The organism is Duganella fentianensis, assembly GCF_964031615.1.
Taxonomy (GTDB): Bacteria; Pseudomonadota; Gammaproteobacteria; order Burkholderiales; family Burkholderiaceae_D; genus Rugamonas; species Rugamonas fentianensis_A.
Genome location: NZ_CAXIQN010000013.1, coordinates 252,088 through 276,822, shown reverse-complemented (window position 1 = coordinate 276,822; position 24,735 = coordinate 252,088). Strand labels below are relative to the sequence as shown.

Annotated in this window: 24 protein-coding genes; 8 read left to right on the top strand and 16 right to left on the bottom strand. The window is 62.9% G+C overall.

From position 1 onward, the window contains the following. Nucleotides 1–8 precede the first annotated feature (8 nt). The 12 genes from ABNT42_RS09310 to ABNT42_RS09255 all read right to left on the bottom strand — a co-directional run bounded on the left by ABNT42_RS09310 (nucleotide 9) and on the right by ABNT42_RS09255 (nucleotide 12,729). Nucleotides 9–1,478 (bottom strand): methyl-accepting chemotaxis protein, encoded by a 1,470-nt coding sequence (locus ABNT42_RS09310; protein WP_348696394.1) that lies wholly within the window; start codon nucleotides 1,476–1,478, stop codon nucleotides 9–11. A gap of 91 nt (nucleotides 1,479–1,569) precedes the next feature. After that, complete coding sequence (locus ABNT42_RS09305; protein ID WP_348696393.1) at nucleotides 1,570–4,557, bottom strand: two-component regulator propeller domain-containing protein; 2,988 nt, start codon at nucleotides 4,555–4,557, stop codon at nucleotides 1,570–1,572. A gap of 102 nt (nucleotides 4,558–4,659) precedes the next feature. After that, nucleotides 4,660–5,325 carry a YoaK family protein gene (locus ABNT42_RS09300; protein WP_348696392.1) on the bottom strand — a complete coding sequence of 222 codons (666 nt, stop codon included), beginning with the start codon at nucleotides 5,323–5,325 and terminating at the stop codon, nucleotides 4,660–4,662. Further along, nucleotides 5,318–5,812, bottom strand: coding sequence for a DoxX family protein (locus ABNT42_RS09295; RefSeq protein WP_348696391.1), 495 nt, complete (start codon nucleotides 5,810–5,812; stop codon nucleotides 5,318–5,320). Before ABNT42_RS09295 ends, ABNT42_RS09300 begins: the two co-directional genes overlap by 8 nt. 7 nt (nucleotides 5,813–5,819) lie before the next feature. Next, nucleotides 5,820–5,972, bottom strand: coding sequence for a XapX domain-containing protein (locus tag ABNT42_RS09290; RefSeq protein ID WP_348696390.1), 153 nt, complete (start codon nucleotides 5,970–5,972; stop codon nucleotides 5,820–5,822). A 1-nt stretch (nucleotide 5,973) separates the two neighbouring features. Beyond that, nucleotides 5,974–6,201 (bottom strand): DUF1427 family protein, encoded by a 228-nt coding sequence (locus ABNT42_RS09285; RefSeq protein WP_348696389.1) that lies wholly within the window; start codon nucleotides 6,199–6,201, stop codon nucleotides 5,974–5,976. An 11-nt stretch (nucleotides 6,202–6,212) separates the two neighbouring features. Continuing rightward, on the bottom strand, nucleotides 6,213–8,066 hold the full coding sequence (locus ABNT42_RS09280) for an amidohydrolase (RefSeq protein ID WP_348696388.1): 1,854 nt from the start codon (nucleotides 8,064–8,066) through the stop codon (nucleotides 6,213–6,215). A gap of 88 nt (nucleotides 8,067–8,154) precedes the next feature. Then, nucleotides 8,155–8,808 carry a hydrolase gene (locus ABNT42_RS09275; RefSeq protein ID WP_348696387.1) on the bottom strand — a complete coding sequence of 218 codons (654 nt, stop codon included), beginning with the start codon at nucleotides 8,806–8,808 and terminating at the stop codon, nucleotides 8,155–8,157. A gap of 69 nt (nucleotides 8,809–8,877) precedes the next feature. Beyond that, nucleotides 8,878–10,314: a catalase gene (locus ABNT42_RS09270; RefSeq protein WP_348696386.1), complete on the bottom strand. Its 1,437-nt coding sequence runs from the start codon at nucleotides 10,312–10,314 to the stop codon at nucleotides 8,878–8,880. 15 nt (nucleotides 10,315–10,329) lie between these two features. After that, the gene (locus tag ABNT42_RS09265) at nucleotides 10,330–10,698 is read right to left on the bottom strand and encodes a hypothetical protein (RefSeq protein ID WP_348696385.1); all 369 of its coding nucleotides are present in this window, start codon (nucleotides 10,696–10,698) and stop codon (nucleotides 10,330–10,332) included. Between the two features lie 59 nt (nucleotides 10,699–10,757). Next, nucleotides 10,758–11,723, bottom strand: coding sequence for an alpha/beta hydrolase (locus ABNT42_RS09260; protein WP_348696384.1), 966 nt, complete (start codon nucleotides 11,721–11,723; stop codon nucleotides 10,758–10,760). Nucleotides 11,724–11,913: 190 nt separating this feature from the next. Beyond that, complete coding sequence (locus tag ABNT42_RS09255) at nucleotides 11,914–12,729, bottom strand: hypothetical protein (RefSeq protein WP_348696383.1); 816 nt, start codon at nucleotides 12,727–12,729, stop codon at nucleotides 11,914–11,916. A gap of 241 nt (nucleotides 12,730–12,970) precedes the next feature. Between ABNT42_RS09255 and ABNT42_RS09250 the strand changes: the two genes are divergently transcribed. Then, the gene (locus tag ABNT42_RS09250; RefSeq protein ID WP_348696382.1) at nucleotides 12,971–13,636 is read left to right on the top strand and encodes a response regulator transcription factor; all 666 of its coding nucleotides are present in this window, start codon (nucleotides 12,971–12,973) and stop codon (nucleotides 13,634–13,636) included. An 8-nt stretch (nucleotides 13,637–13,644) separates the two neighbouring features. Here the strand turns inward: ABNT42_RS09250 and ABNT42_RS09245 are convergent, their stop codons facing one another. Further along, nucleotides 13,645–14,190: a thioesterase family protein gene (locus ABNT42_RS09245; RefSeq protein WP_348696381.1), complete on the bottom strand. Its 546-nt coding sequence runs from the start codon at nucleotides 14,188–14,190 to the stop codon at nucleotides 13,645–13,647. Between the two features lie 95 nt (nucleotides 14,191–14,285). Here ABNT42_RS09245 and ABNT42_RS09240 point away from each other — a divergent pair, with 95 nt between their 5' ends. Further along, the gene (locus ABNT42_RS09240; RefSeq protein WP_348696380.1) at nucleotides 14,286–15,245 is read left to right on the top strand and encodes a helix-turn-helix domain-containing protein; all 960 of its coding nucleotides are present in this window, start codon (nucleotides 14,286–14,288) and stop codon (nucleotides 15,243–15,245) included. 66 nt (nucleotides 15,246–15,311) lie between these two features. Next, on the top strand, nucleotides 15,312–16,262 hold the full coding sequence (locus ABNT42_RS09235) for a M14 family zinc carboxypeptidase (RefSeq protein WP_348696379.1): 951 nt from the start codon (nucleotides 15,312–15,314) through the stop codon (nucleotides 16,260–16,262). 11 nt (nucleotides 16,263–16,273) lie between these two features. Here ABNT42_RS09235 and ABNT42_RS09230 read toward each other — a convergent pair whose 3' ends face one another. After that, a complete protein-coding gene (locus tag ABNT42_RS09230) occupies nucleotides 16,274–17,059 on the bottom strand; it encodes an AraC family transcriptional regulator (protein ID WP_348696378.1) in 786 nt (261 codons plus the stop codon). A gap of 123 nt (nucleotides 17,060–17,182) precedes the next feature. Between ABNT42_RS09230 and ABNT42_RS09225 the strand changes: the two genes are divergently transcribed. From ABNT42_RS09225 to ABNT42_RS09205, 5 genes are all read left to right on the top strand, one after another. Next, nucleotides 17,183–18,115 carry a 4-hydroxyproline epimerase gene (locus ABNT42_RS09225; protein ID WP_348696377.1) on the top strand — a complete coding sequence of 311 codons (933 nt, stop codon included), beginning with the start codon at nucleotides 17,183–17,185 and terminating at the stop codon, nucleotides 18,113–18,115. Beyond that, complete coding sequence (locus ABNT42_RS09220; protein WP_348696376.1) at nucleotides 18,112–19,224, top strand: FAD-binding oxidoreductase; 1,113 nt, start codon at nucleotides 18,112–18,114, stop codon at nucleotides 19,222–19,224. The genes ABNT42_RS09225 and ABNT42_RS09220 overlap by 4 nt, the downstream gene beginning before the upstream one ends. Further along, nucleotides 19,217–19,480: a (2Fe-2S)-binding protein gene (locus tag ABNT42_RS09215; protein ID WP_348696375.1), complete on the top strand. Its 264-nt coding sequence runs from the start codon at nucleotides 19,217–19,219 to the stop codon at nucleotides 19,478–19,480. Before ABNT42_RS09220 ends, ABNT42_RS09215 begins: the two co-directional genes overlap by 8 nt. Further along, nucleotides 19,477–20,790, top strand: coding sequence for an FAD/NAD(P)-binding oxidoreductase (locus ABNT42_RS09210; protein WP_348696374.1), 1,314 nt, complete (start codon nucleotides 19,477–19,479; stop codon nucleotides 20,788–20,790). The genes ABNT42_RS09215 and ABNT42_RS09210 overlap by 4 nt, the downstream gene beginning before the upstream one ends. A 61-nt stretch (nucleotides 20,791–20,851) precedes the next feature. Continuing rightward, nucleotides 20,852–21,763, top strand: coding sequence for a dihydrodipicolinate synthase family protein (locus ABNT42_RS09205; RefSeq protein ID WP_348696373.1), 912 nt, complete (start codon nucleotides 20,852–20,854; stop codon nucleotides 21,761–21,763). A gap of 80 nt (nucleotides 21,764–21,843) precedes the next feature. On the opposite strand, the gene ABNT42_RS09200 is transcribed toward ABNT42_RS09205, so the two are convergent. Then, nucleotides 21,844–23,235: an MFS transporter gene (locus ABNT42_RS09200; RefSeq protein ID WP_348696372.1), complete on the bottom strand. Its 1,392-nt coding sequence runs from the start codon at nucleotides 23,233–23,235 to the stop codon at nucleotides 21,844–21,846. A 176-nt stretch (nucleotides 23,236–23,411) separates the two neighbouring features. Next, nucleotides 23,412–24,695 carry an MFS transporter gene (locus ABNT42_RS09195; protein ID WP_348696371.1) on the bottom strand — a complete coding sequence of 428 codons (1,284 nt, stop codon included), beginning with the start codon at nucleotides 24,693–24,695 and terminating at the stop codon, nucleotides 23,412–23,414. Nucleotides 24,696–24,735: the final 40 nt, after the last annotated feature.

The following is a 24,735-nucleotide window of genomic DNA, read 5'->3' as shown; positions in this document are numbered from 1 at the left end:
GCCTGTAGCTAGCTGGCAGCGAGGGCCAGACGTGACGTGCTGGCTGGCGCCACGCTTTGGCGCTCGCTCAGTTTAAAGGCTGCCACCAGTGCCGCCAGATGCTGGGCTTCCTGTGCCAGTGCATCGGCGGCCGCCGCATCTTCCTGCACTAGCGCGGCATTCTGCTGGGTGGTTTCATCAAACTCGACGATGGCATGGTTGATCCGTTCTATGCCTTCGTTCTGCTCCTGATTGGCACTACTCATTTCGCCCATGATGGCCGTCACGCGCTGCACGCTGCTGACCACTTCCAGCATGGTGCTGCCGGCACCATCGACCAGCCGGCTGCCGCTTTCCACCGTCTGCACGGTGTTGTTGATCAGCTCCTTGATTTCCTTGGCCGCTGCCGCGGAGCGGTGTGCCAGATTGCGCACCTCGGTCGCCACTACGGCAAAGCCGCGGCCCTGCTCGCCGGCACGGGCAGCTTCCACCGCCGCATTCAGCGCCAGTATATTGGTCTGGAAAGCGATGCCGTCGATGACGCTGATGATGTCGACGATCTGGCGCGACGACGCATTGATCACGCCCATGGTATCGACCACCTGCCGCACGGCCTCGCCGCCGCGCTCGGCGATCTGCGAAGCGCTCTGGGCCAGCTCATTGGCCTGCCGCGCGCTCTCGTTATTCTGCCGCACCATGGCCGCCAGCTTGGCCATCGAGGTAGCGGTCTGCTCCACACTGCCGGCCTGACGCTCGGTGCGGCGCGATAGCTCGGCATTGCCCTGCGCGATCTCGCCCGAGGCGGCGGCAATCGCATCGGCACCCGCGCGCACCCCGCCTATGGTGTCGCGCATGGTGCTCAGCATTTCCACCAGCTTGCTGGCCAGCCGGCTGCGCGGGCTGGCTTCCGCAGCCGACAGGTCAATCCGGCCTTCGATCGCGGCCAGCGCGGCAACGATACTTTCCAGCTCGGCCGCCTGACAGGCAGCCCGGCGCAGTATCAGCGCCAGATGGATCAGCACCGCCGATTCCACCACCACATAGGCCGCATGGATGAACACCGTGGAAAGCTGGGGACGGGTAAAGCACATCACGCCATAACCCCACTCCTGCAGATAGTGGAAGCTCAGATGGTGGACGGCGATCACGGCCGCCGCTACCACGATGGGGCGCCAGTCGCGGTAAGCCAGCAAGAACGCCAGATAGACGAAGATACCGAAATGCAGCTCGGTCAGGCCGGCGCCCTGATGGATATTCAGCGCCGCAAACACCATCAGCGCCACGGCAATCACGCAGCGCGTCTGCAAGGCGCCGGGGGCGTTGAAGTGCAGCACGACAGGGATGGCGGCGCTGGGCACGCCGATCAGCAAGGCCAGGCCCCAGGTCTGGTTCAGGCCGGCCAGCGCAAAGGAAAACAGCAGTAAGGCGCCCAGCACGCCCAGCATAATCTTGTCGGCCTGCTCGGCAATGACTTGCAACGGATCATAACGCTCTTGCATGAAATACTCCCGATGTGAACACTGAAGGAATAAGACAATACGCTCGGCTGCTTGCACGATGATATGCCAGAGTCCTCTGATCGGAAAGTATTTATTTACTCCGTGCCGGCTGGGCTGTGGCCAAAGTCATACTGAGTCTGAGCTCGATACGGGTCCCCTGTCCCGCTGCCGAATCGAGGCGGAACTGCGCCCCCATTGCTTCGGCCCTTTCCTTCATGCCGACCAGCCCCCAGTGGCCTTCGCGCTGGCCAGCCTGAGCAATGTGGCTGGGCAGACCCTGACCGTTATCACTGACGCGCACGATGAAATAGTCGCGCTGGTAATCGATCTCCAGCAGCACCATGCTGGCCTTGGCATGGCGCGCGGCATTGAGCAGCGCTTCGCGGGCGATGGCGTGTACTTCATTGCGTACGGCATCGCACAGCAGGCGCGGCTTGCCCAGTACGCGTATGCTGAAATGCTCGTGCAGCAGCACGCGGCCATACTGCTGCAGCGCCTGTTCCAGCTGCTCGGGTATGGCTTCGCTGCGCAGATCCATGATGTGCTCGCGCCCTTCCACCATCAGCTGGTCGGCCAGATCCAGCGTCTGCTCCAGCTTGGCCCGCTCTTCCGAATCGCTGGGCAGGCGCCGCGCCTGACTGTCAAAGTACATGATCAGCCCCTGTACGCTCTGCAGCAGCGTGTCATGCAGGCCGCGGGCGATGCGCGCCCGTTCCGCCAGCCGTTCGTGCATCAGGTCCTGCATGTGCGCCGTCAGATAGCGTACCCGCAGCAGGTAGAAAATGTACAGCAGCGCCAGCGCAGCCAGCACTAGCAGCAGGTAGAACAGCGCCGTCTCCGTGAAGGCCGGCGCGATATTCAGCCACAGTGCGGCGCCCTGCTGATTCCACACGCCGTCTTCATTGGCGGCGCGCACGACAAAGCGGTAGCTGCCGGGCGGCAAGTTGGTATAGAAGGCTTCGCGCCGGCCCTGCGGGTCCTGCCACTCCTTGTCATACCCTTGTAGCTGATAGCGGAACGCCACCCGCTCGGGCATGCCCAGACTGAGTGCCGTAAAACTGAAGCGCACGTCGCGCTGGTCCTGCGGCAGTTGCACCGTCATGCTGGACGGATAATCGACCGCACCGGCGCGCACCCCGGTAATCTGCACCGAAGGTGCCTGCGGATTGCGGGCGATCCGGCGCGGGTCCAGCGTGGCCACCTCGCTGGCCGTCGAAAACCACAGTCGTCCCGTGCTATCGGCCAGCACGCTGTTGAGGGGACGGAACTGCCCGGGCAAGCCCAGCAGACCATCCAGCGCATTGAAAATTTCGGCCTGCACGGGCTGCTCCGGCCGCGCCAGCAGGCGCGCCACTTCCGTCGCCGCAATCCGCGTAATGCCGCTGGCACCATGCAGCCACAACTCGCCGTCTGCGGTACGGACGATGCCGGAGATGCCACGCAGACTACCGGCGGCAGGCGTTGCCGCCAGCTGCACCGGCAAGAACCGCAGCGGCTGCCGCTTCAGGTCGAGCAGCGCCAGCCCGCCTTCACCACCCAGCCACAGGTGATCGCCGTCGACCAGCAGCGCCAGCACATTGCCCAGCGCCAGACCCTGCACAGGACCGAACAGTTGCGCCGTGCCGCCATCGATCAGCGCCACCTGATTGCGCAGATAGCCGGCCCAGACCCGTCCTGCCCCGTCTCTGGCCAGACACATGGCCATATCGTCCGGCAGGCCGGCCAGACCGCCATGTTTGCGCCACTGCCCTTGCTCGATGCGATACAGCCCTTTGCGCCCCACCGACACCCACATCCGCCGGTCAGCATCGTGCACCATCGCCTGTACGGGAAAACTCGCCAGTTCGGCGGGCATGGGGGTGCGGCTGTACTGGGCCGGCCCGTTACGGCGCCACAAGCCATCACCGTTGCCCAGCCAGAGCACGCCCTCGCCATCACGGTAGGCGGCATCGAAATTACCCGCATGTTCGAATTCGGACGCGCCATCGGGACGGTAACGGCGCAGCGGCGTGGCCGAATCGGAGATCAGCACTTCACCATTGCCTACGCTGACCAGCATGGGCTGATCGAACGGCACCGCCACCGGCATCACCTGCAGGCGGTTACGCCGCAGCCGGTCAATGCCGTTCGATGTGCCGATCCAGATACTGCCTTCGCGGTCCTGAAAAAAAGTCTGCGGCAGCGGACCACTCAGGCCATTTTCCTTGTTCAGCTGCTGATCGGGACTGACCGTTGCACCACTGCCGCGCAGGTAACGGTTGAGCGCATGAAAGCGCAAAGTCCACATGCCGCCATCGCGGTCGAAATGGATGCCGTTGCCTTCCACTTCCGCCTGTGCTGGCAGATTGCCGGCGGGTGCCGTCATGCTCATGCGGTAGCATTTGCTCAGGCCATCGCAAGCCCACATGGTGCCATCGGGCCCTTCCGCCATGGCCATCAGATCGAGCCGTGGCCAGGCCTGCGTATAGCGGCTGGCACCGGGGGCGCGGAAATACACCCCGCCCTGTGCCGACACCCACTGCACGCCCGCGCGATCGAACAGGATCTGGCGCACCAGCGTATTGGCCAGCCCCGAAGCGGGATCGGGCGTGGTGAAGCGTTGCGCACCCGGCGCCAGACTGGCCATACTGGCGCTGGTAGCCACCCATACGCTGCCATCCGGCCCCTGCGCGAGGCTCCACACGGCGCTATCCGGCAAGCCTTGCGCTGGCCCGAAATGGCGCACGCCCTGCGGGCCGAACATGCTGACGCCACCCAGCCGGTAACCCACCCACAGGCTGCCATCGGCCGGTGCCAGCAGGCCCATCACATTATTCGAGCGCAGCGCCTGCCCGTGGATCTGCTCCATCCGTTCGAAATGTACGCCATCAAAACGGAACAGCCCAGCCGGCGTCGCCGCCCACAGCCAGCCATCGCTAGTCTGGGCGATCTTGTGGACGTCGACCGGCGCACCGTTCAGGCCATTCCATGCGGTGTGGGTATAGTCCGATAACAGCGGGCTAGGCGGCGCGGGCGTTGCTGCGGCAGACAGCGCTAGCAGCAACAGCGACAGCGCCGCCCACATTTTTGCAAAATACACAAACATTCTCTCTGACATTATAGAAATGACAGTGTAACCATAAAAACAAGCTGGTACAGGGTAGCCGTCTATGACTTTTTTCACGCGATCTATCACCGGACATCATCGGCCGTTATTTGCCTGCAGCAGCACGCCCGCTAGCATGGCCATGGGCAGCAGCAGCGCCCAGAAGCCGCCATACAGGTAGGCCAGTGCACCATGCAGCGCGCCCAGACCGAATGCCAGCACGGGCCAGAGGAATTTCCATAAGCGCGACAGCGTGTCCGCTGCGCCGTTCCCGCGCGCCAGATCGACCAGATCCAGCACCAGCTGGGTGACATTGCCGGTCATCACGGTGGTCGGTGCCAGTTCGCTCCAGACCAGCCGGCTAGCCGCATTCTGCACGCCCATGGCGGCCGCACCGGCCATACCGGCCAGCACAGGAAGCAAGGCATTGGTCTGCTGTACGGGCCACGCTGCCCGGCCCAGCAGCATGAAGGCCAGCAGCAAGAGCAACTGCAGCAGCGTCAGCGCGCGTGCCGCCGGACGCTGGCGCGCTTCCAGCGCTAGCGCCAGCAGGCGCGCGGCCACCACACCCAGAATAAAGGCGGGAAAGGCCAGCAGCTTGATTAGCACGCCATGGCCGGGCTGCGCCAGTTCGCTACCGATCAGCACAAAGTTGCCCGTGACATGGGCGGTGAACAGACCGGATAGTGCGACAAAGCCCACCGTGTCGACATAGCCCGCCGTGTAGCCCAGTGCTATGCCCAGCGCATGCCGGTTAGCCATGCCGTCCACCAGAACCTTCATCCTGCGGGCGGGTGGTGCCAGCTAGCGTCGGCGCCTCCGGCACGGACGCCAGCATAGTCGCCTGCCGCGCCAGCAGGCCCGCTAGCGCATAGCGGCCGCCACCGGCCACGCCGATGCTGGCAAAGATTACCAGCAGCAGCCAGCCGAACTGTCCCTCGGCCAGACTCCAGTCCGGATGCACTGCCAGCAGCGACACCAGCAGCAGTACCAGCACTGGCACACAGGCCAGCCGCGTGTACAGGCCGGCCGCAATCGCCAGCGGGCACAGCACCTCGGCCAGCAAGGCCAGCCACAGCGTCAACTGGCGCCCCAGGTGCAGCGGATCGTCGATCTGCGCCAGTTCGCCCGCGTAGTGCTGCAGCTTGGGCAGGCCATGCACCATCATCAGCAGATAGGCACCGCCCAGCCGCAACAGCAGCAAGCCCAGATCTGGCTGCGGCGCCAGCCATGTCGCGCGTTTCAGCATGGCGTCCTCACATCAACTGGGCGGCAGCCAGATAGCCGGCCGTCATCGCCACCACCAGCAAAGCGCCTATCGGTGTGGGCGGTGCCGGTGACGGAATATCCAGCCAGCGGCACAGGCCACCGATGGCCAGTCCCAGTAATACCCCTAGCAGCAGTCCCATCTCAGCCCTCCTTGCGCGTGCTGATAGCATGGCCACCGCACAGGCTTTTATGGCGCGCTTCGCAATGGCGCATGGAGCGATCCACCAGCCAGTAGCCCACGCTCATGGCGAACACCAGCAGCGCGCCGCTCAGCACAGGTGGCGATGGCACGGGAATGCGCAGCAACTGGCAACCCGCGCCCGTGATGAAGGAGATCACCAGCCCCAGTAACACTTTGGCGTATGACATAGATCGCTCCCTCAGAATGCAAAGCAGCTGCAGCCGAACGCGCCCCAGAAACCGGCGTAGTCGGAGACCGGTACGCTGGAACGGCGCGCTACATCATGCTGGTGCGCGTGCACGCCGCAGGCGCCACGGCACTGGTGCGCCAGCGCTGGCTTAGGCTGGGACGAATACACCGCGCGGTAATGGCCGCTGACTTTGCTCACGGGCGACCATTCGGGCAGCACGGGCAGGGCCGGTGGTCCGAGCGGGCCGAATTCTGCCGCGCCATACACGATCTTGCCGTCGACCATGGTCAGCACCGATTCGATATCCTTGATGCAGCCTTCCGGCACGCTGAAGTAGTCGGCCGACAGCACCGCCAGATCGGCCAGCTGGCCTGCTTTGATCTGCCCTTTCTTGCCCTGCTCGTTGGAGAACCAGCTACTGCCACGGGTCCACAATTCCAGCGCCGCATCGCGCGACAGGCGCGCATTCACACCGGCAATGCGCAAGCCGCCCACGGTGCAGCCGGACACCAGCCAGTACAGCGCCGTCCACGGGTTGTAGCTGGCCACACGGGTGGCATCGGTACCGGCGCCCACCGGTACGCCCAGCTCCAGCATCTTGGCCACGGGCGGCGTGGCGCTGGCTGCCTCGGCGCCATAGCGTTCGACAAAATACTCGCCCTGAAACGCCATGCGGTGCTGGATGGCGATGCCGCCGCCCAGTTCGCGCACCCGTTCGATATTCCGTTCGGAGATAGTCTCGGCATGGTCGAACATCCAGTGCAGACCATCGAACGGAATCTCGCGATTGACCTTCTCGAACACGTCCAGCATGCGGCTGATCGATTCGTCGTAGGTGGCATGCAAGCGAAACGGCCAGCGCTGGCTGACCAGATGGCGCACCACTTTTTCCAGCTCGTCCTCCATGCCGGCCGCCAGATCGGGGCGCGGTTCAAGAAAGTCTTCGAAGTCGGCGGCAGAAAACACCAGCATTTCGCCGGCGCCGTTATGGCGATAGAAATCGCTGCCATCGCCGGGCTTGACCATCTCGCTCCAGCGCTGGAAGTCCTGCAGTTCCTGCCCCTTGTTCTGGGTGAACAGATTGTAGGCAATGCGCACAGTCAGTTGCTGCTCGCGCGCCAGCTGGTCGATGATGGCATAGTCTTCCGGATAGTTCTGGAAGCCGCCCCCCGCATCGATTGCGCTGGTCAGACCTAGCCGGTTCAGTTCGCGCATGAACTGGCGGGTGGAATTGACCTGCATTTCCAGCGGCAGCTTGGGGCCTTTGGCCAGCGTGGCATACAGAATCATGGCATTCGGCCGCGCAATCAGCATGCCGGTGGGGTTGCCGGAAGCGTCGCGCTGGATTTCGCCGCCGGGCGGATTCGGCGTGTCTCTAGTGTAGCCCACTGCGCGCAAGGCAGCACGGTTGAGCAGCGCGCGGTCATACAGGTGCAGGATGAACACCGGCGTATCGGGTGCCGCGGCATTGATTTCATCGAGCGTGGGCATGCGCTGTTCGGCAAACTGGAATTCGCTCCAGCCGCCCACCACCCGCACCCACTGGGGCGACGGCGTGCGCAAGGCCTGCTGCTTGAGCATGCGCAGCGCATCGGCCAGCGACGGCACGCCTTCCCAGCGCAGTTCGAGGTTGTAATTGAGCCCGCCGCGGATCAGGTGGATGTGCGAGTCGTTCAGGCCGGGGATCACGCAGCGTTTCTGCAGATCGATCACGCGGGTCTGCTCGGTCAGCAAGCGCATCACGCTGGCGTCGTCGCCGACGGCGAGGAATTTGCCATCCTTGATGGCGACGGCCGTAGCCAGTGGCTGGCTGCGGTCCACCGTGTGGAACTGGCCGTTATGGAGTATCAGGTCTGCGGACATGGGAACCTTCCGGAATTCGGGATGGAACGCGGCCAGCCTGCACGCTGGCCGCGTCCTGACTAACAAGCTGACAAACTAGCAGCGCAGATTAATGGCCTTCGCTGGCGTTGAACATGCTCTTGGCATAGATCAGGCCCAGACCATAGCCGCCGCCATGGGTGACAGCGGTGGCCACAGTCTGGTTATAGGTCTCGCCACGGGCCCAGTCACGCTGCAGTTCCAGCAGATACTGCAGCGACGTCATCGGACGGGCGCCCATCTGTATCATGCGCTCCATGGCGCGCTCGTGGGCTTCGTCCGATACATCGCCGCAGGCATCGGCGATCACATACACTTCGAAGCCCTGCTCCAGCGCCGAGATGGCCGGACCGACGATGCACACCGACGTCCACAGACCGGCCAGTACGATGCGGCCCTTGCCTTTGGCGTTGACCACTTCGGCGATGCGGCTGTCTTCCCATGTATTCATGGTGGTACGGTCGATGATGTGCTCGTCGGGGAACACGCTCTTGATTTCTTCGAAGATGGGGCCGGAGAAGGATTTCTCTGCCACCGTCGTCAGAATAGTCGCCACCTTGAATTCCTTGGCGGCCTTGGCCACCATGGCGGCGTTGTTACGCAGCGCGACCGGATCGATGGACTTGGTAGCGAAGGCCATCTGTGGCTGATGGTCGATCATGATCAGGGTGTGGTTGGTCGGGTTCAGCAGGGCTTTGCCGGCTTCGGCTTTTGCGATAGGCATGATGTTTTCCTTGGTTGGGTTGGGTTGGGTGAAGCGATGGATCAAAACGACAGAGAGTGCGGACGGGGGCTAACCCGCCAGTGCTGCCAGCGCGGCCGCCACACCGGCACCGTAGGCCGGATCGGCCAGCGCACAGTGGCGGATATGGCGTTGCTGGATTTCGCTGGCCACGCCGTGTAGCGAACGGGCCGTGTTGTCGAACAGGGCCTGACGCTGCTCCCCATTAAACAGACGGAATAGCGCACCGGGCTGGCTGTAATAGTCTTCGTCGACGTGGTGGTCCCAGTGTCCGGCCGCGCCCTGCAGCGCCAGCAGCGGTTCGATAAACTCCGGCTGCTGCTGCCATGCGCCGTGCGAATTGGGCTCATAACCCACCGTGCTGCCGTAGTTGCCATCGACCCGGCCAGCACCATCGCGGTGATAGCTGTGGAACGGGCATTTAGGCGCATTGACGGGAATCTGATGGTGGTTCACGCCGAGCCGGTAGCGCTGCGCATCGCCGTAGGCAAACAGGCGCGATTGCAGCATGCGGTCGGGCGAGAAGCCGATGCCGGGCACCACATTGGCGGGCGAGAACGCGGACTGCTCCACATCGGCGAAATAGTTAGCGGGATTGCGGTTCAGTTCCAGCACACCCACTTCGATCAGCGGATAGTCTTTATGCGGCCAGACTTTGCTCAGATCGAAAGGATTGATGTGGTAGCTGGCCGCATCGTGTTCCGGCATCACCTGTATCTTCAGCACCCAGCGGGGGAAATCGCCATGCTCGATGCTGTGGTACAGATCACGCTGGGCGCTTTCGCGGTCCTGCCCGATCAGCTGCTGGGCTTCGGCATCGGTCAGATTGACGATGCCCTGCTGGCAGATGAAATGGAACTTGACCCAGAAGCGCTGGTTGCTGGCATTGAGCATGCTGTACGTGTGGCTGCCAAAGCCGTGCATGTGGCGATAGCTGGCGGGGATGCCCCGTTCGCTCATCACGATGGTGATCTGGTGCAGCGCTTCCGGCATCAGCGTCCAGTAGTCCCAGTTGTTATGGGCACTGCGCAGATTAGTACGGGGATCGCGTTTCACCGCATGGTTCAAGTCCGGAAACTTGAGCGGATCGCGCATGAAGAACACGGGGGTGTTATTGCCCACCACATCCCAGTTGCCCTGCTCCGTGTAGAACTTGACAGCAAAGCCGCGAATATCGCGCTCGGCGTCGGCCGCACCGCGTTCGCCAGCTACGGTGGAAAAGCGCATGAAGATCTCGCTCTGCTTGCCCACGGCGGAAAACACGGCAGCTTTGCTGTAGGCCGAGATATCGTGCGTCACCGTAAAGGTTCCGAAGGCGCCGGAACCCTTGGCATGCATGCGCCGCTCGGGAATCACTTCACGGTTGAAGTGCGCCATCTTCTCCAGATGCCATACATCCTGCAGCAGCAAGGGGCCGCGCGCACCGGCACTCTGGGTATTCTGGTTATCGGCCACTGGTGCTCCGGCGGCCGTGGTCAGTTTCGTCATTGTCATTCTCGCTAGTCAGATGTCATCATCAGAAGGTTGGTCGTCGGCAGCCGCTGCGCCCGAACGCACGACGATCAGGCGGCGGCCAAACAGTTGCGCATCGAGTGAATACGCACCGGGCCCCAGCAAGGCCAGCGCCACGCTGTTGGCGATAATCAGTCCGTACATCGCCAGCAGCATGGGCGCAGCTGACCAGTGCTGCAGCAGGCAGTACAGCGCCATGCCTGCATATAGCAGTGCCAGCACAGGCGTAGCGATGCCGATACACAGCAGCACAGCCATCGCCTGCCCCAGCCAGATCAGCACGCTGCCCATGGCTGGACGGACGCAACTTCCGCCCGCCGCCAGCAGCTGCAGAGCCACAACCACACGCAGAATCAGCAAGCCTGCGCCGGCTCTGCCTGCCGGAAACATGGCATACAGTCTTTGCATGGATGGGCGGCTTATCCTTTGATGAAGGCCAGCATGTCCTTGTTGAACTGTTCCTTGTGGGTGTCGGTCAGACCGTGCGGCGCACCGGCGTATTCGATCAGCTTGGCGTTCTTCACCAGCTTGGCAGCGGCACGGCCGGAGGCTTCGATCGGCACGATCTGGTCATCGTCACCATGCACGATCAGCGTCGGGATATTGAATTTCTTCAGGTCTTCGCGGAAGTCGGTTTCCGAGAACGCCTTGATGCAGTCATAGGTATTCTTGTGGCCGGCCTGCATGCCCTGCGCCCACCACGAATAGATCAGACCTTGCGACACTTTCGCACCGGGGCGATTGAAGCCGTAGAACGGGCCACCGGCGATATCCAGATACAGCTGGGCGCGGTTGGCCAGCGAACCGGCACGGATGCCATCGAACACCGCCATCGGCAGACCATTCGGATTGCTGTCGGTTTTCAGCATCAGCGGCGGCACGGCGGAAATCAGTCCGGCCTTGGCCAGACGCTTAGTACCATGGCGGCCGATGTAGCGCGCCACTTCACCACCGCCAGTAGAAAAACCGAACAGGATCACATTCTTCAGATCCAGCAGCTCGATCAGCTGATGCAGATCGTCGGCGTAGTGATCCATGTCGTTACCCTGCCAAGGCTGGCTGGAGCGGCCATGCCCGCGGCGGTCGTGAGCGATGCAGCGGTAGCCTTGCGACGCCAGGAAGATCATCTGCGATTCCCAGCTATCCGAGTTCAGCGGCCAGCCGTGGCAGAACACCACAGGCTGACCCGAGCCCCAGTCCTTGTAGTAGATATCGGTACCGTCTTTGGTTTTGAAGTAAGCCATTTTTTTCTCTCCGTGAAATTGATGTGCCTGATTGCCCGCTGCTGCCGTTGCGACGAAGGGGAAGTTGAGCGCGCCGATGGCGGCCACGCTGCCGAGCATGACCGTACGGCGCTGGTGGTCGACCTGCTCTTCGCTATCCATGATTGCTCCTATCGGATCTGGTTGACGGTTACGCTGCGCACAGACATTGCACGGAGCGCCGCGCGGCCAGACCACAACAGACTGGACCACGTGAATCAGCAGTTTAGAAAAATGAGCAACATTGCACATCGCCATTAAGCGGGGGTGGCGACCTACTCTTTCGGGTAATACGCGGCGCACCGGCCACGTGCTAGAACGGATATAGCTGACGCCGGAGTCGCTGCCAGCACAGGCGCACCGTGCTGACCGGCGCCAGCGCGGGCTGGCCGGGGAGGCTGAGCTGCAGCGATAGTTCCACTCCCGCACGTGCGCCACGCCACAGCTGCAGCTGCAGCGCGGCAGGTTCAACCGGCCGCAGCAATGCCGCCAGCTGCGCCACGTCCAGTGCATGAGCGGCGATGGCGGCACCAGTCGCGCTGCCATCGTGACACACACGCAAGCCCAGCTGACCCCGGCCAAAACACAGTTCTACTTCGAGCCGGTGGGCGTCCGGCAGCGCGGTGGCCAGCATGGCCTGCACCAGTTGCAGACAGACCTGCTGCACGTCGGGCGACAAGGCCTGCGTGCAGCCCAGCACGCTGACGCAGTAAGCCAGCGGCGCTGGCCAGCCGGCACGCTCGGGCAATTCCAGCAGACGCTGTTCCAGCCGGCCATCACCCTGCTGCTGCCGCTGCAATACCTGCCGGCTATGCGCGAGCCAGCGGTCGCCCTCATCCAGTAAGCGCTCCAGTTCACGCCGGCCGCGGCTACCAGCCGGCAACTGTAAGGCCGTGGCATACAGACTCAGCATCAGCCCCTGCCCGCCCTGTATCAGCACATCGTGCGCGACGCGGTTGGGCGGTAGCGGGGCAATGTGCTGACGCGCCTGCTGGTGCGCGCGCCACATTGCCACGCTGCACAACGCATACACCAGCACACTGCTGGCCAGCACCTGCAGCAATGCGCACGGATCCTGCCCCTGTGTGGCATACAGCAAGGCCAGAACGACGTCGGGGGAGAACCACATGGCAACCGGACTCCGGCGAGAAAAATGCACTGTCGCCCCTCTGGCGCCGCGCCACAATGACTCTTTCGGGTAATTGACTTTGCGCCGCTGGCTGCACTGCAATAGCAAGGCACGGCGCAGTCCTGTGAGTGACTACCGGTTTGTTAAATCGGTGCTATAGTTGTGATTTATATCAATACTGTGGATGCTAGTGACGCCTGTGTGGCGTACTACCACCCAGGTCTTTTTTGCAACGGGAATCATGGAAACTTGCGAATCGACCGCAGTGATCAACATACTCTCCGTGGATGACCATCCACTGATGCGGCAGGGCATTGCCAGCGTGATCGAAAGCCAGAGCGATATGCGACTAGTCGGCACGGCTGCCAGCGGCAGCGAAGCGCTGGAAGTGTTCCGCCGCCTGCAACCGGATATCACGCTGATGGACATCCAGATGCCGGATCTGAACGGCATCGATGCCACCATCGCTATCCGCAAGGAATTCCCGCACGCCAAGATCATCATCCTCACTACCTACGAGGGCGATGTGCGTGCTTTGCGCGCCGTGAAGGCGGGTGCCTCGGGCTATCTGCTGAAAAGCATGCTGCGCAAGGATATGCTCGATACGGTACGGCAGGTGTACGGCGGACGGCGCTGCATCCCGCCTGAAATTGCCATGGAAATGATTGCGCCGGCCGGCGGCGATACGCTCAGCAAGCGCGAAGTGGAAGTGCTCAAGCTGGTGGCCGATGGCAAGTCCAACAAGCGCATCGCGCTCAATCTGGATATTTCCGAAGACACTGTCAAAGCCCACGTGAAGAACATCCTGACCAAGCTCACGGCCAACGACCGCACCCATGCGGCCGTGCTGGCTCTGCAGCGCGGCATCATCGAACTGAACTGCTCCGCGCTGGGCGCCCGTAGCTAGGCGACGGACTATTCACGCCCTTCTTCGCTGCGCAGTTGGCCACTCAGGCCATCGCAGCTATCGGACCAGCGCTGCAGCCATTCCGGCAAGGCCGGTGACTGTTCCGGCACGCCCAGATCGCGCACGATCTCGATCGGTGGCAGCGGACCGCGGCCAGCGCGGAACACGCCGCGCATGATCACCACGCCCACTACCCGCCCCTTGCTCATGAAGCGGTGTTCGACGAACAGCCATTTTTCGTCCCAGCCCAGCATGCGGGTATGGATTTCGAAACGCTCGAACAGACGCAGTTCGCGACGGAACTTGCCCCACACATCGCCGACGATGGGCACGGCCTTGTGGCGCAGTGCTGTGCGATAGGCGCCCGTCTTGAGCACATAGTCCATACGGCCCACATCGGCCATGGTGAAATAGCGGCCGTTGGTAACGTGGAAATTCAGATCGAGATCAAGCGGCCACACCCGCATCGCCATCACGGTAGTGGCAAACGGATCGACCGACTGACGCCACGGGCGGCGCAGCAGCATGTTGAGCAGACGGAACCAGAGATTCATGGGCACTAGAGCAAAGTAGACGATGACCATCACTATAGGGCAGGCAATTCTGCTAGAGTAGGTGCAGAAATGACTTATTTCATGCGAAATCCGCCATGCACCTGACCTTGCTGCTGTCCGAACAATGTTCCGCTGCCAGTGCCACCACGGCACTGGAACTGCTCAAGGCCGCCAATCTGTTTGCCGGCCAGCCGATTTTCGAGATCCAGACTGCCTCGCTCGATGGCGGCCCTGTGGCCACCCTGAGCGGCCAGACCCTGCATGCCGATCTGGCGCTGGACGCCATCCGCCATACCGATCTGGTGCTGGTACCGGGTTTCCTGTTCACGCTGCGCGATGCCCTGCCCGGCTTTGGCCGCTATACGGACTGGCTGCGCCAGCAGCACAGCAAGGGCAGCGTACTCGCTTCGCTATGCACGGGCGCCTTCATGCTGGCCGAAACGGGCTTGCTGGACGGCGCCCGTGCCACCACCCACTGGGCGCTGGCCGACCTGTTCCGGCGCCGCTATCCGCAGATCTGCATGGCCGAACGCGACGTACTGTGCGAAGACAACCGCGTCATTACCAGTGGTGGCGCCGGTGCTTCGGCCCATTTGCTGCTGCACCTGATCCGCCGTTACGGCTCGCTGGAACTGGCGCAGAAATGCAGCCGCTACCTGCTGATCGATAGTGCCCCCACCGAGCAATCTGTGTATGTCATGTGGAATATGCCCAAAGCCCACGGCGATGGCGACATCCTGCGCGTGCAGAACTGGCTGGAACAGCATTTCGACCAGCCGCAGGCGATCGACCAGCTGGCCCAGCGCTTCGGCTTCAGCCCCCGCAACTTCGTGCGCCGCTTCAAGGAAGCCACCCAGTACACGCCGCTAGCCTACCTGCAGACGCTGCGCCTGGAACGCGCCAAGCACCTGCTGGAATCGACCCGCATGAATCTGGACAGCATTACCTTCAAGGTCGGCTATGCAGACAGCAATTCCTTCCGCCGCCTGTTCCAGCAGCGCGTCGGCATGCAGCCGGCTTCCTACCGCAAGAAGTTCCAGTCACCGGCAGCGTAAGTGGCGAGGGAATTCAGCTATAATGTGGGCCGGATGCGGACTACTCCGGCACACTCCAGCTACCTGATGCGATCACTCAATTTTCTCGCCTTACTGACGTTTTCCATAACGTGCACCAGCTCCGTTTTCAGCGCCGCAGCGCTGGCGGCTCCGGCCCATGCTGCAGCACATGGCCACGCTCCCGCACACAAGAACAACGCCCCGGCCGCTAACAATTCAGCCAGTGCCCGTACGCCCTGCGCGCGCCTGACGGCACGCCTGCAAAGCGTGACGCCGGCCATGTGCCAGAACAGCCAGCTGGTGCAGTCGGGTGCCCGTTCGCGTCAGGGTTTCCCCATCCTGACGCGCCAGCAGGCTTCCACCAGCAAAAAGGATGCCGTGCGCGTGCTGCTGATCGGCGGCATCCATGGCGATGAACTGAGCGCTTCATCGGCGGTGTTCCAGTGGATGCAGTGGCTGCCGCCCTCTGACAGCAGCCCGCTGCACTGGAATATCGTACCGGTGCTGAATCCGGACGGCATGCTGGCGCCCAAGCCGCGCCGCGTCAACGCCAACGGGGTGGACCTGAACCGCAACTTCCCTACCCCGCGCTGGAATGTGGAAGCGCAGCGCTACTGGGTCAGCAAAACGGGACGCGACCCGCGCCGCTTCCCCGGCTCCAGCCCCCTGTCGGAACCGGAAAGCCGCTGGCTCAGCGAGGAAATCAAACGCTTCAAGCCGCAACTGATCATCTCCGTGCATGCGCCGTTCGGCGTACTGGATTTCGATGGCCCGGTCGACCCGCCGGTGCGCTTCGGTGCACTGCGGCTGGCGCCCATCGGCGTCTATCCCGGTTCGCTTGGTGCCTACAGCAGTAGTCAGGTGCCAGTGCTGACCATCGAACTACCAAGCGCGGGCCGCCTGCCCGATCAGGCTGAAATGCGCCGCATCTGGCAGGATATGCTGAAGTGGATAGAACAGAATATCCCGTCCAGCAATCAGGTCGCCATGGCCAACGCTAGACCCGGCACGCGCTGAGTCGGCACCCGCTAAGCCGGCACCCGCTGAGTCGGCGCGCGCTGAGTCGCCCCGGCCAGCTGGCGGTATTGGCTGGGCGTGACGCCCGTGGTGGCCTTGAACTGGCGCGTGAAAGCCGAATGGTCGCCATAGCCGCAGGCCTGGGCGATATCGGCCACACTGGTATCGCCCTTGAGCAGGCGCGAAGCGGCATCGACCCGGGTCTGGATGATCATCTGGCGCGGCGTCAGGTGGAAAATCCGCAGGAAATAGCGCTCGATCTGTGCCACTGACATGTACGCCGTGGCGGCCAGTTCCGCCAGCGTCAGCGCACGGCCATATTCTTCGTGAATCAGGCTGACGGCAGCGGCCACCTTGCGGTAGGCCGGATTCTTCTTGTCGGCCATGGCCAGATCGCGCGACACCCCCGTCAGCCCGACGATGCGGCCATGGCCATCGCGCAGGGCCTTCTTGCGCGTCAAACACCAGCCGGGATCGCGGTTGGGATACAGGTGCAGTTCCAGCTGCTCGTCCAGCTCGGCACCACCGGCCAGCACCGCCATGTCCTGTGCCAGATAGGACTGGCCGAACGGATGGGCGAAGACTTCGGCCGGGGTGCGGCCGATCAGCGCGGCCTTGTGCTTCTGTCCGCAACGCTGGGCCAGCGTCTGGTTGACCACCACGTAGCGGCACTGTTCATCCTTGACGAAAAACACCACGTCGGGCAGCGCATCAAACAGCGCTTCGCTGAAAAAAGGGTCGGCGATGGCCGCGCCCAGAGCACGCCGCGCCACGTCATCATGAGGGGGATTTTGCATACTCAGGATTCTGCCAGCGCGCTGGCAGCGTGTCGCGGACTTTTTCGCAATTGTGCAGATTTCGTCACCCATCATGCGCAGACCATGCAAGACAGCGGGGGCGCTCAGGCCTAACATGGCGGTATGAAAACCATCAACATCATTGATTCCCACACCGGCGGCGAACCTACCCGTCTGGTGGTGGATGGCGGCCCGGAACTGGGCAGCGGCCCGCTCAGCGAGCGGCTTGCACGATTCAAGCAGGAACACGATGCGTTCCGCACCGCCGTGGTGTGCGAGCCACGCGGCTCGGATGTGCTGGTAGGCGCCCTGCTATGCCAGCCGCACGCCCCCGATTGTGCTGCGGGCGTCATTTTCTTCAACAACGTGGGCTACCTCGGCATGTGCGGCCATGGCACCATCGGTCTGGTCGCGTCGCTGGCCCACATGGGCCGCATCGGCGTGGGCCGCCACCGCATCGATACGCCAGTGGGCGTAGTGGAAGCGGAACTGCATGCCGATGGCAGCGTGACGCTGGATAACGTGGCGGCCTACCGCAGTCAGGCGGACGTCACCGTCAACGTGCCCGAATACGGCCCGGTGACGGGCGATATCGCGTGGGGCGGCAACTGGTTCTTCCTCGTTGCCGACCACGGCATGGAAATCAGCCTGCACAACATCGACGCACTGACCGACTTCTCGGTCGCCATCAGCGCCGCGCTCGAACAGTCGGGCATCCGTGGCGATAACGGCGGCGTGATCGATCATATCGAACTGTTCGCCCCATCGCGCACGGGGGCCGATAGCCAGAGCTATGTGCTGTGTCCCGGCAAAGCCTACGACCGCTCTCCTTGCGGCACGGGCACCAGTGCCAAACTGGCCTGTCTGGCCGCCGACGGCAAGCTGGCCGAAGGCGCGCTGTGGAAGCAGGAAAGCGTGATCGGCAGCGTGTTCGAAGGCCGCTACCACTACCGCGACGGCAAGCTGATCCCCAGCATCCGCGGCCGTGCATGGGTCAATGCGGAAGCCCGTCTGCTGATCGATCCGACCGATCCTTTCGGCTGGGGCATCCAGTGAAACAGGCCGACGTCATCATCGTCGGCGCCGGCATCATCGGCGCCGCCTGTGCCGACGCGCTCAGCGAGCGCGGGCTGCAGGTCACGGTGATCGAACAGGATGTGCCGGGCAGCGGTGCCACCGCGGCCGGCATGGGCCATCTGGTAGTGATGGATGATAATCCGGCCGAACTGGCACTGTCGTCCTACTCGCTGACGCTGTGGCGCCAGCTGACAGCGGGACAGGAACAGGCACCACGCCACGAATACAGTCAGTGCGGCACCATCTGGGTGGCCGCGGACGAAGAGGAAATGGCGGCAGCACGCGCCAAGGCCGAAGTGCTGGGCAAGCACGGCATTGCCTGCGACATGCTCGATGCAAACCAGCTATATGCGGCCGAACCGCAACTGCGTGCCGGTCTGGCCGGCGGCCTGCTGGTGCGCGGCGACGGGCTGGTATATGCGCCCAAGAGCGCCCGCCTGCTGCTCGACAAGGCACAGGCACGCGGTACCGTGCTCGAATTTGGCAGCGTCACGGCGCTGCATGATCATGCCGTGGTGCTGGCCGATGGCCGCACGCTGGCCGCCCAGCACGTCGTACTGGCAGCTGGTTCGCGCTGCAGCCTGCTGCTGCCCGAACTGCCGCTGCAACCTAAAAAAGGCCATATTGCTATCACCGACCGCTATCCCGGTTTTATCCGCCACCAGCTGGTGGAACTGGGCTACATCAAAAGCGCCCATGCCGCCAGCGGCAGTTCGGTGGCGTTCAATCTGCAGCCGCGCCCCACCGGCCAGATTCTGATCGGCTCGTCGCGCCAGTTCGGCACCACCGATCTGGCGCTGGACAACGCCATGCTACAAGCCATGCTGCGCCATGCCGTCAGCTTTACTCCGGCACTGGCACAGCACCACATCCTGCGCTGCTGGACCGGCCTGCGCGCCGCCACGCCGGACGGCCTGCCCCTGATCGGCGCCCACCCTGCACGCCAGGGTCTGTGGCTGGCCACCGGCCATGAAGGTCTGGGCATCACCACTTCGCTGGCAACAGCCCAGCTACTGGCCAGCCAGATGTGCGGCGGCAGCAGCGCCATTGCTAGCAGCCCCTATTTGCCGGGACGATTCCATGGCTGACATCACCATCTATATCAACCAGCAAGCTGTGCGGGTAGAAGCCGGCATCAGCGTGGCGGCGGCGCTGGCACTGCATGGCAGTGCGGTTACGCGCTATTCCGTCAGCGGCACCGCCCGTGCGCCTTTGTGCGGCATGGGCGTGTGTCAGGAATGCCGCACTACCATCAACGGCATGCCGCACCAGCTAGCCTGCCAGACGCCCTGCGTGGAAGGCCTGCACATTGAGCGCAGCGATAGCCGCGAGGTAGCACGATGAAGCATTACGATATTCTGGTGGTGGGTGCCGGTCCGGCCGGGCTGGCCGCCGCGCAGGCAGCAGCAGCCAGCGGCCGCAAGGTCGGCATCATCGACGACAATCCGCAGGCCGGTGGCCAGATCTGGCGTGGCGGCCCCGCCAGCCAGAGCGACTGGCGTGCGCGCGCCCTGTGGCAAGCCTTGCAGGATGCGCCGAATGTGGAATTCCTCAGCCAGACGCGGGTACTGTATGCACCGGCGGCGCAGCAGCTACAGGTGCAATCGCCCACTAGCAGCGCCACGCTACACTATCAGCGCCTGATACTGGCGACCGGCGCACGCGAACGGCTACTGCCCTTCCCCGGCTGGACCCTGCCCGGCGTGACGGGCGCGGGCGGCCTGCAGGCGCTCAGCAAAGGCGGCTATCCCGTCAGCGGCAAGCGCGTAGTCGTGGCAGGAACCGGACCGCTGCTGCTGGCCGTGGCGGCCACCCTGCGCAGCCGTGGTGCCGAGATTGTCGCCATCGTCGAACAGGCGCCCTTAGCGGCACTGGCGCGCTTTGCTGCCGGCCTGCTGGCGACGCCTTCCAAGGCAGCACAGGCGCTGCAACTGGCAGGCCAGTTACGCGGCATCCCCTATTGGTCCGATAGCTATGTGCGCGCGGCGCTCGATACGGCCAGCAGCGGTAGCCTGCCCACTGACACGCCGGCCTTGCGCGCCGTCCGCATTCAGCGCGGCAGCACCGAAGTGACGCTCGAATGCGACTACCTCGCCTGTGGCTACGGCCTGCTACCGAACGTGGAACTGGCGCAGGCGCTAGGCGCCGCCACTCATAGCCGCAAGGGCCAGACTGCTGTCAGCATCGATAGCTGGCAGCAGACCTGCGTCAGCGATATCTACTGCGCAGGCGAAGGAACCGGCATAGGCGGCGTCGATCTGGCGCTGGTAGAAGGCCGCATCGCCGGACTGGCGGCCAGCGGCGCTGTGGCAGAAACCGAAGCGCTGTTCCGCCAGCGCACCCGCTGGCGCAAATTCGCCAGCCGGCTGGAACACACATTTGCCTTGCGCCCCGAAGTACTGGCCCTGGCCGAGGACAGCACCATGGTCTGCCGTTGCGAAGATGTCTGCCATGGCGACCTGAAAACCCATCGCAGCTGGCGCAGTGCCAAGCTGCATACGCGCTGCGGCATGGGCCCCTGTCAGGGCCGCATCTGCGGCGGCGCTACCGAATTGCTGTATGGCTGGCGCCCGCCCGCCGTACGCAGCCCTATCGTACCGGCCCGCGTGGCCAGCATGATTGAATCAGCGCCGGAACCTCTGGCAGACCAGTAAGCGTAATAGAGTACCGAACACCCAACCGCACAACCAACCGAATCATCACAAGGAGAGCATTATGGCAGCAGCAAAATGGCAAGGGGTCTTCCCTGCAGTGACCACCAAATTCAAGGAGAACGAAGATCTCGACCACGCCGCGATGGAACAGCACTTTGCTTTCCAGATCGATAGCGGTGTCGACGCGCTGCTGACCTGCGGCTCGCTGGGCGAAGCCAGCACCCTGTCGTTCGAGGAAAAACTGGCCGTCACCAAGACCGCCCTCAACGTCGCTGCAGGCCGCGTGCCGGTGCTGGTCAACGTCAGCGAAACCCGTACCGCCACCGCTTGCCGCTTCGTCGAACAGGCACGCGATCTGGGCGTGCAAGGTCTGATGGTCATGCCTTCCGTGCTGTACGCCGCCGATTCGCGCGAAGCCATGGATAACCTGCGCACCATCGCCAAAGCAGCACAGCTGCCTATCATGGTGTACAACAATCCCGTGTCCTACAAAGTCGATCTGACGCCGGAAGACTTCAAGGAACTGGCCGACTGCGAATGGATCGTGGCGATCAAGGAATCGACCGACAACGTGCGCCGCATTACCGATCTGCGTAATGCTGTGGGCGAGCGCTACCAGCTGTTCATGGGCGTGGACGATCTGTCCTTCGAAGGTCTGGCGGTGGGCGCCGATGGTCTGCTGGCCGGTCTGGTGGTGGCCTTCCCGAAAGAGACGGTAGCCCTGTACAAACTGATGAAAGCCAAGCGTTTCGACGAAGCGCTCAAGCTGTACCAGTGGTTCATGCCGCTGATGCACCTCGACGTTTCCACCAAGCTGGTACAGAACCTGAAACTGGTCGAAACGCTGGCAGGTGTGGGCAATGAAAACGTGCGCCGTCCACGCCAGCCGCTGCAAGGTGCGGACCGTGCCCGTGTGACCGCCATCGTGGAAAAAGCACTGGCCAGCCGTCCCGACGTGAGCAAGTTCTTCTAAGCGCAAGTGCTACAAAGCAAAACGCCAGACCTAGCGTGGTCTGGCGTTTTTTTTTGCCTGCGCGATTGGGCGCGAGGCGCTTACAGGTCGGTGATTTCCTTGTGGCGTGGCACCAGCGTCTTCATCACGCACCATGCCGTCAGATAGGCCAGCGCGCAGATGGTGAACATGATCATATAGCCCGTGCTGATATCGTTGCTTGCCTTGTAGTGGTCGAACACCCAGCCGCCCAGCTTGGTCAGCAGCACGCCGCCTATACCGCCGGCCATGCCGCCGATGCCGATCACGGAGGCCACCGATTTCTGCGGGAACATATCGGACACGGTAGTAAAGATATTCGCCGACCATGCCTGATGGGCCGACGCGCCCACGCCGATCAGCAATACCGGCACCCAGTAGCTAATGCTGCCCAGCGGCTGGGCCAGCAGCACCACCAGCGGGAAGAAGGCGATCATCAGCATGGCGCGCATGCGGCCGTCATACGGCGCATAGCCGCGCGCCATGAAATAGCTGGGGAACCAGCCACCGCCGATGGAGCCTATCATGGTCATGCTGTACAGCACGGCCAGCGGCACCACGATGGCATCGCCCTTCATGCCATACTGGGCCGACAGATAGGTGGGCAGCCAGAACAGGAAGAACCACCACACGCCATCCGTCATGAATTTGCCGATAGCGAAGGCCCAGGTCTGGCGATATTTGAGCAGCTGCAGCCACGAGACTTTGGCCGCTGGCGTGGCCGCATTCGTTGCTGGCGCCGCTGCGGAAGTCTGGTCGCGCCGGATGTAAGCCAGTTCCTGTGCCGACAGGCGCGGCTGGCGCTCTGGCGTATCGTACAGCGTGAGCCAGACTGCCATCCAGATGAAGCCCACCATACCAATCATGATGAAGGCGCTCTGCCAGCCCCAGATGCTGGCAATCAGCGGTACCGTGATGGGTGCGAGGATGGCCCCCACATTGGCGCCGGAATTGAAAATACCGGTGGCCAGCGATCGTTCATTTTTGGGAAAATATTCCGCCGTGGCCTTGATGGCGGCCGGGAAATTGCCCGCTTCGCCTATGGCCAATACCGCCCGCGACAGCATGAAGCCGAGGATGGACGGCGCCACCACGATGCCAGCCGCACCCAGCAACACGCCCACGCCTTCGCCCATGGGCACGGAGAAAGCATGCATGAGCGCACCCAGCGACCAGATGCAGATCGCCACCACATAGGCGGCGCGGGTACCGATACGGTCCACCACCCGTCCGGCGAACAGCATGGACAGTGCATACACGAACTGGAAAGCTGCCGTGATGTTGGCGTAATCGGTATTACTCCAGCCGAATTCACGCGACAACTGGGGCGCCAGCAGACTTAATACCTGACGGTCCAGATAGTTGATGGTGGTAGCAAAAAACAGCAGGGCGCAAATAGTCCAGCGGTACTTACCGATGGCAGCGCCCACGTTGACGGGCTCATTCAGTTTCATGGCATCACTTATGGTCGGATGTACTGGTGATGATCTCTCGGTCTCCACGAGATCACAGGTTGTATGTCATCGTACAACTATAAAACTAACGAGGCAAGCAAAACCGTCATTTTTATATCTATCCTGAAAAATCAGTAGCTTGCCATCACGAGCAAGCTACCCAGTCATACGACAACCTAGTGTATAGGCTCGCGCTTCACTAGCAACAAGGCGACCAGACTGATCAGCGCAGCGGCTGACAGATAATAGCCCACGTACTGCAGACCGTAGTTGCTGGCCAGCCACGTGGCGGCATACGGTGCCAGCGATGCCCCCAGAATACCGGCCAGATTGAAGGTCAGCGAAGCTCCCGTGTAGCGCACGGCGGGCGGGAAAAGTTCCGACAAAATAGTGCCCAGCGGGCCATAAGTCATACCCATCAGCCCCAACCCCAGCGACAGGAACAGCGTCACCAGCAGGCTGTTGCCGGAACCAAACAGGGGCGCCATGCTCAGGCCAAATACAGCGATGGCGGCCGACACGGCGATCAGCGTGCTGCGGCGGCCATAGCGATCAGCCCACAGGGCCGACACGGGAATAGTGAGCCCGAAGAACAGCACGGCAAACAGTTGCTGGATCAGGAAGTCCTTGCGGCTGAATTTCAGCGCCGTCGTGCCCCAGCTGAGCGCAAACACTGTCATCAGATAGAACAGCACGAAGGTGGCCATGGCGATCAGGGTGCCCAGCAACAGCACGCGGCGGTGCTCGCGCCATACGGTCAGCGCCGGCACCTGCACCCGTTCGTTACGCTCGATCACCTTCTGGAAGTCCGGCGTTTCATGGATTTTCAGGCGGATGTACAGCCCCACCACCACCAGCAGCGAACTGGCGAGGAAGGGAATACGCCAGCCGTAGCTGAAGAAATCGGCATCGCTGAGGGTCTGGCTCAGCACGAGGAAAATACTGCCCGACATGAAGAAGCCGATTGGTGCGCCCAGCTGGGGGAACATGCCATACCAGGCGCGCTTGCCAGCCGGGGCATTTTCCGTCGCCAGCAGCACTGCCCCACCCCACTCGCCGCCCAGACCCAGCCCCTGACCGAAGCGGCACAGCGCCAGCAAGGCCGGCGCCCACGTGCCGATGCTGGCATAGGTAGGCAAAGCGCCGATCAGCACGGTGGACAGGCCCATGGTCAGCAGGGCTGCCACCAGCGTAGCTTTGCGGCCGATGCGGTCGCCGAAGTGGCCGAACAGGGCCGAGCCCACAGGACGGGCAAAGAAAGCGATGGCAAACGTGGCCAGCGATTGCAGCATGGCCGCTGCTGCATCGCCGGCCGGGAAGAACAGCTTGGGGAACACCAGCACGGCCGCCGTGGCGTAGATGTAGAAGTCGAAGAACTCGATGGTGGTGCCGATCAGGCTGGCAAACAGCACGGTGGCTGGCGAGTTACGCGGGGTTGTGCTCGGGTGTGGCTGTGACATGCGGGGCAACTCCTGCAAAAGGCAAAGTGGCCACGATCAT

Excerpts from the sequence above, each read along its gene's own strand:
- ABNT42_RS09280 (WP_348696388.1), bottom strand. The coding sequence starts at position 8,066 with ATGTCCGCAGACCTGATACTCCATAACGGCCAGTTCCACACGGTGGAC.
- ABNT42_RS09310 (WP_348696394.1), bottom strand. The coding sequence starts at position 1,478 with ATGCAAGAGCGTTATGATCCGTTGCAAGTCATTGCCGAGCAGGCCGAC.
- ABNT42_RS09195 (WP_348696371.1), bottom strand. The coding sequence starts at position 24,695 with ATGTCACAGCCACACCCGAGCACAACCCCGCGTAACTCGCCAGCCACC.
- ABNT42_RS09230 (WP_348696378.1), bottom strand. The coding sequence starts at position 17,059 with ATGCAAAATCCCCCTCATGATGACGTGGCGCGGCGTGCTCTGGGCGCG.
- ABNT42_RS09275 (WP_348696387.1), bottom strand. The coding sequence starts at position 8,808 with ATGCCTATCGCAAAAGCCGAAGCCGGCAAAGCCCTGCTGAACCCGACC.
- ABNT42_RS09295 (WP_348696391.1), bottom strand. The coding sequence starts at position 5,812 with ATGCTGAAACGCGCGACATGGCTGGCGCCGCAGCCAGATCTGGGCTTG.
- ABNT42_RS09235 (WP_348696379.1), top strand. The coding sequence starts at position 15,312 with ATGCGATCACTCAATTTTCTCGCCTTACTGACGTTTTCCATAACGTGC.
- ABNT42_RS09290 (WP_348696390.1), bottom strand. The coding sequence starts at position 5,972 with ATGGGACTGCTGCTAGGGGTATTACTGGGACTGGCCATCGGTGGCCTG.
- ABNT42_RS09260 (WP_348696384.1), bottom strand. The coding sequence starts at position 11,723 with ATGGATAGCGAAGAGCAGGTCGACCACCAGCGCCGTACGGTCATGCTC.
- ABNT42_RS09240 (WP_348696380.1), top strand. The coding sequence starts at position 14,286 with ATGCACCTGACCTTGCTGCTGTCCGAACAATGTTCCGCTGCCAGTGCC.
- ABNT42_RS09300 (WP_348696392.1), bottom strand. The coding sequence starts at position 5,325 with ATGGCTAACCGGCATGCGCTGGGCATAGCACTGGGCTACACGGCGGGC.
- ABNT42_RS09245 (WP_348696381.1), bottom strand. The coding sequence starts at position 14,190 with ATGAATCTCTGGTTCCGTCTGCTCAACATGCTGCTGCGCCGCCCGTGG.
- ABNT42_RS09285 (WP_348696389.1), bottom strand. The coding sequence starts at position 6,201 with ATGTCATACGCCAAAGTGTTACTGGGGCTGGTGATCTCCTTCATCACG.
- ABNT42_RS09250 (WP_348696382.1), top strand. The coding sequence starts at position 12,971 with ATGGAAACTTGCGAATCGACCGCAGTGATCAACATACTCTCCGTGGAT.
- ABNT42_RS09225 (WP_348696377.1), top strand. The coding sequence starts at position 17,183 with ATGAAAACCATCAACATCATTGATTCCCACACCGGCGGCGAACCTACC.
- ABNT42_RS09200 (WP_348696372.1), bottom strand. The coding sequence starts at position 23,235 with ATGAAACTGAATGAGCCCGTCAACGTGGGCGCTGCCATCGGTAAGTAC.
- ABNT42_RS09205 (WP_348696373.1), top strand. The coding sequence starts at position 20,852 with ATGGCAGCAGCAAAATGGCAAGGGGTCTTCCCTGCAGTGACCACCAAA.
- ABNT42_RS09210 (WP_348696374.1), top strand. The coding sequence starts at position 19,477 with ATGAAGCATTACGATATTCTGGTGGTGGGTGCCGGTCCGGCCGGGCTG.
- ABNT42_RS09215 (WP_348696375.1), top strand. The coding sequence starts at position 19,217 with ATGGCTGACATCACCATCTATATCAACCAGCAAGCTGTGCGGGTAGAA.
- ABNT42_RS09270 (WP_348696386.1), bottom strand. The coding sequence starts at position 10,314 with ATGACGAAACTGACCACGGCCGCCGGAGCACCAGTGGCCGATAACCAG.
- ABNT42_RS09255 (WP_348696383.1), bottom strand. The coding sequence starts at position 12,729 with ATGTGGTTCTCCCCCGACGTCGTTCTGGCCTTGCTGTATGCCACACAG.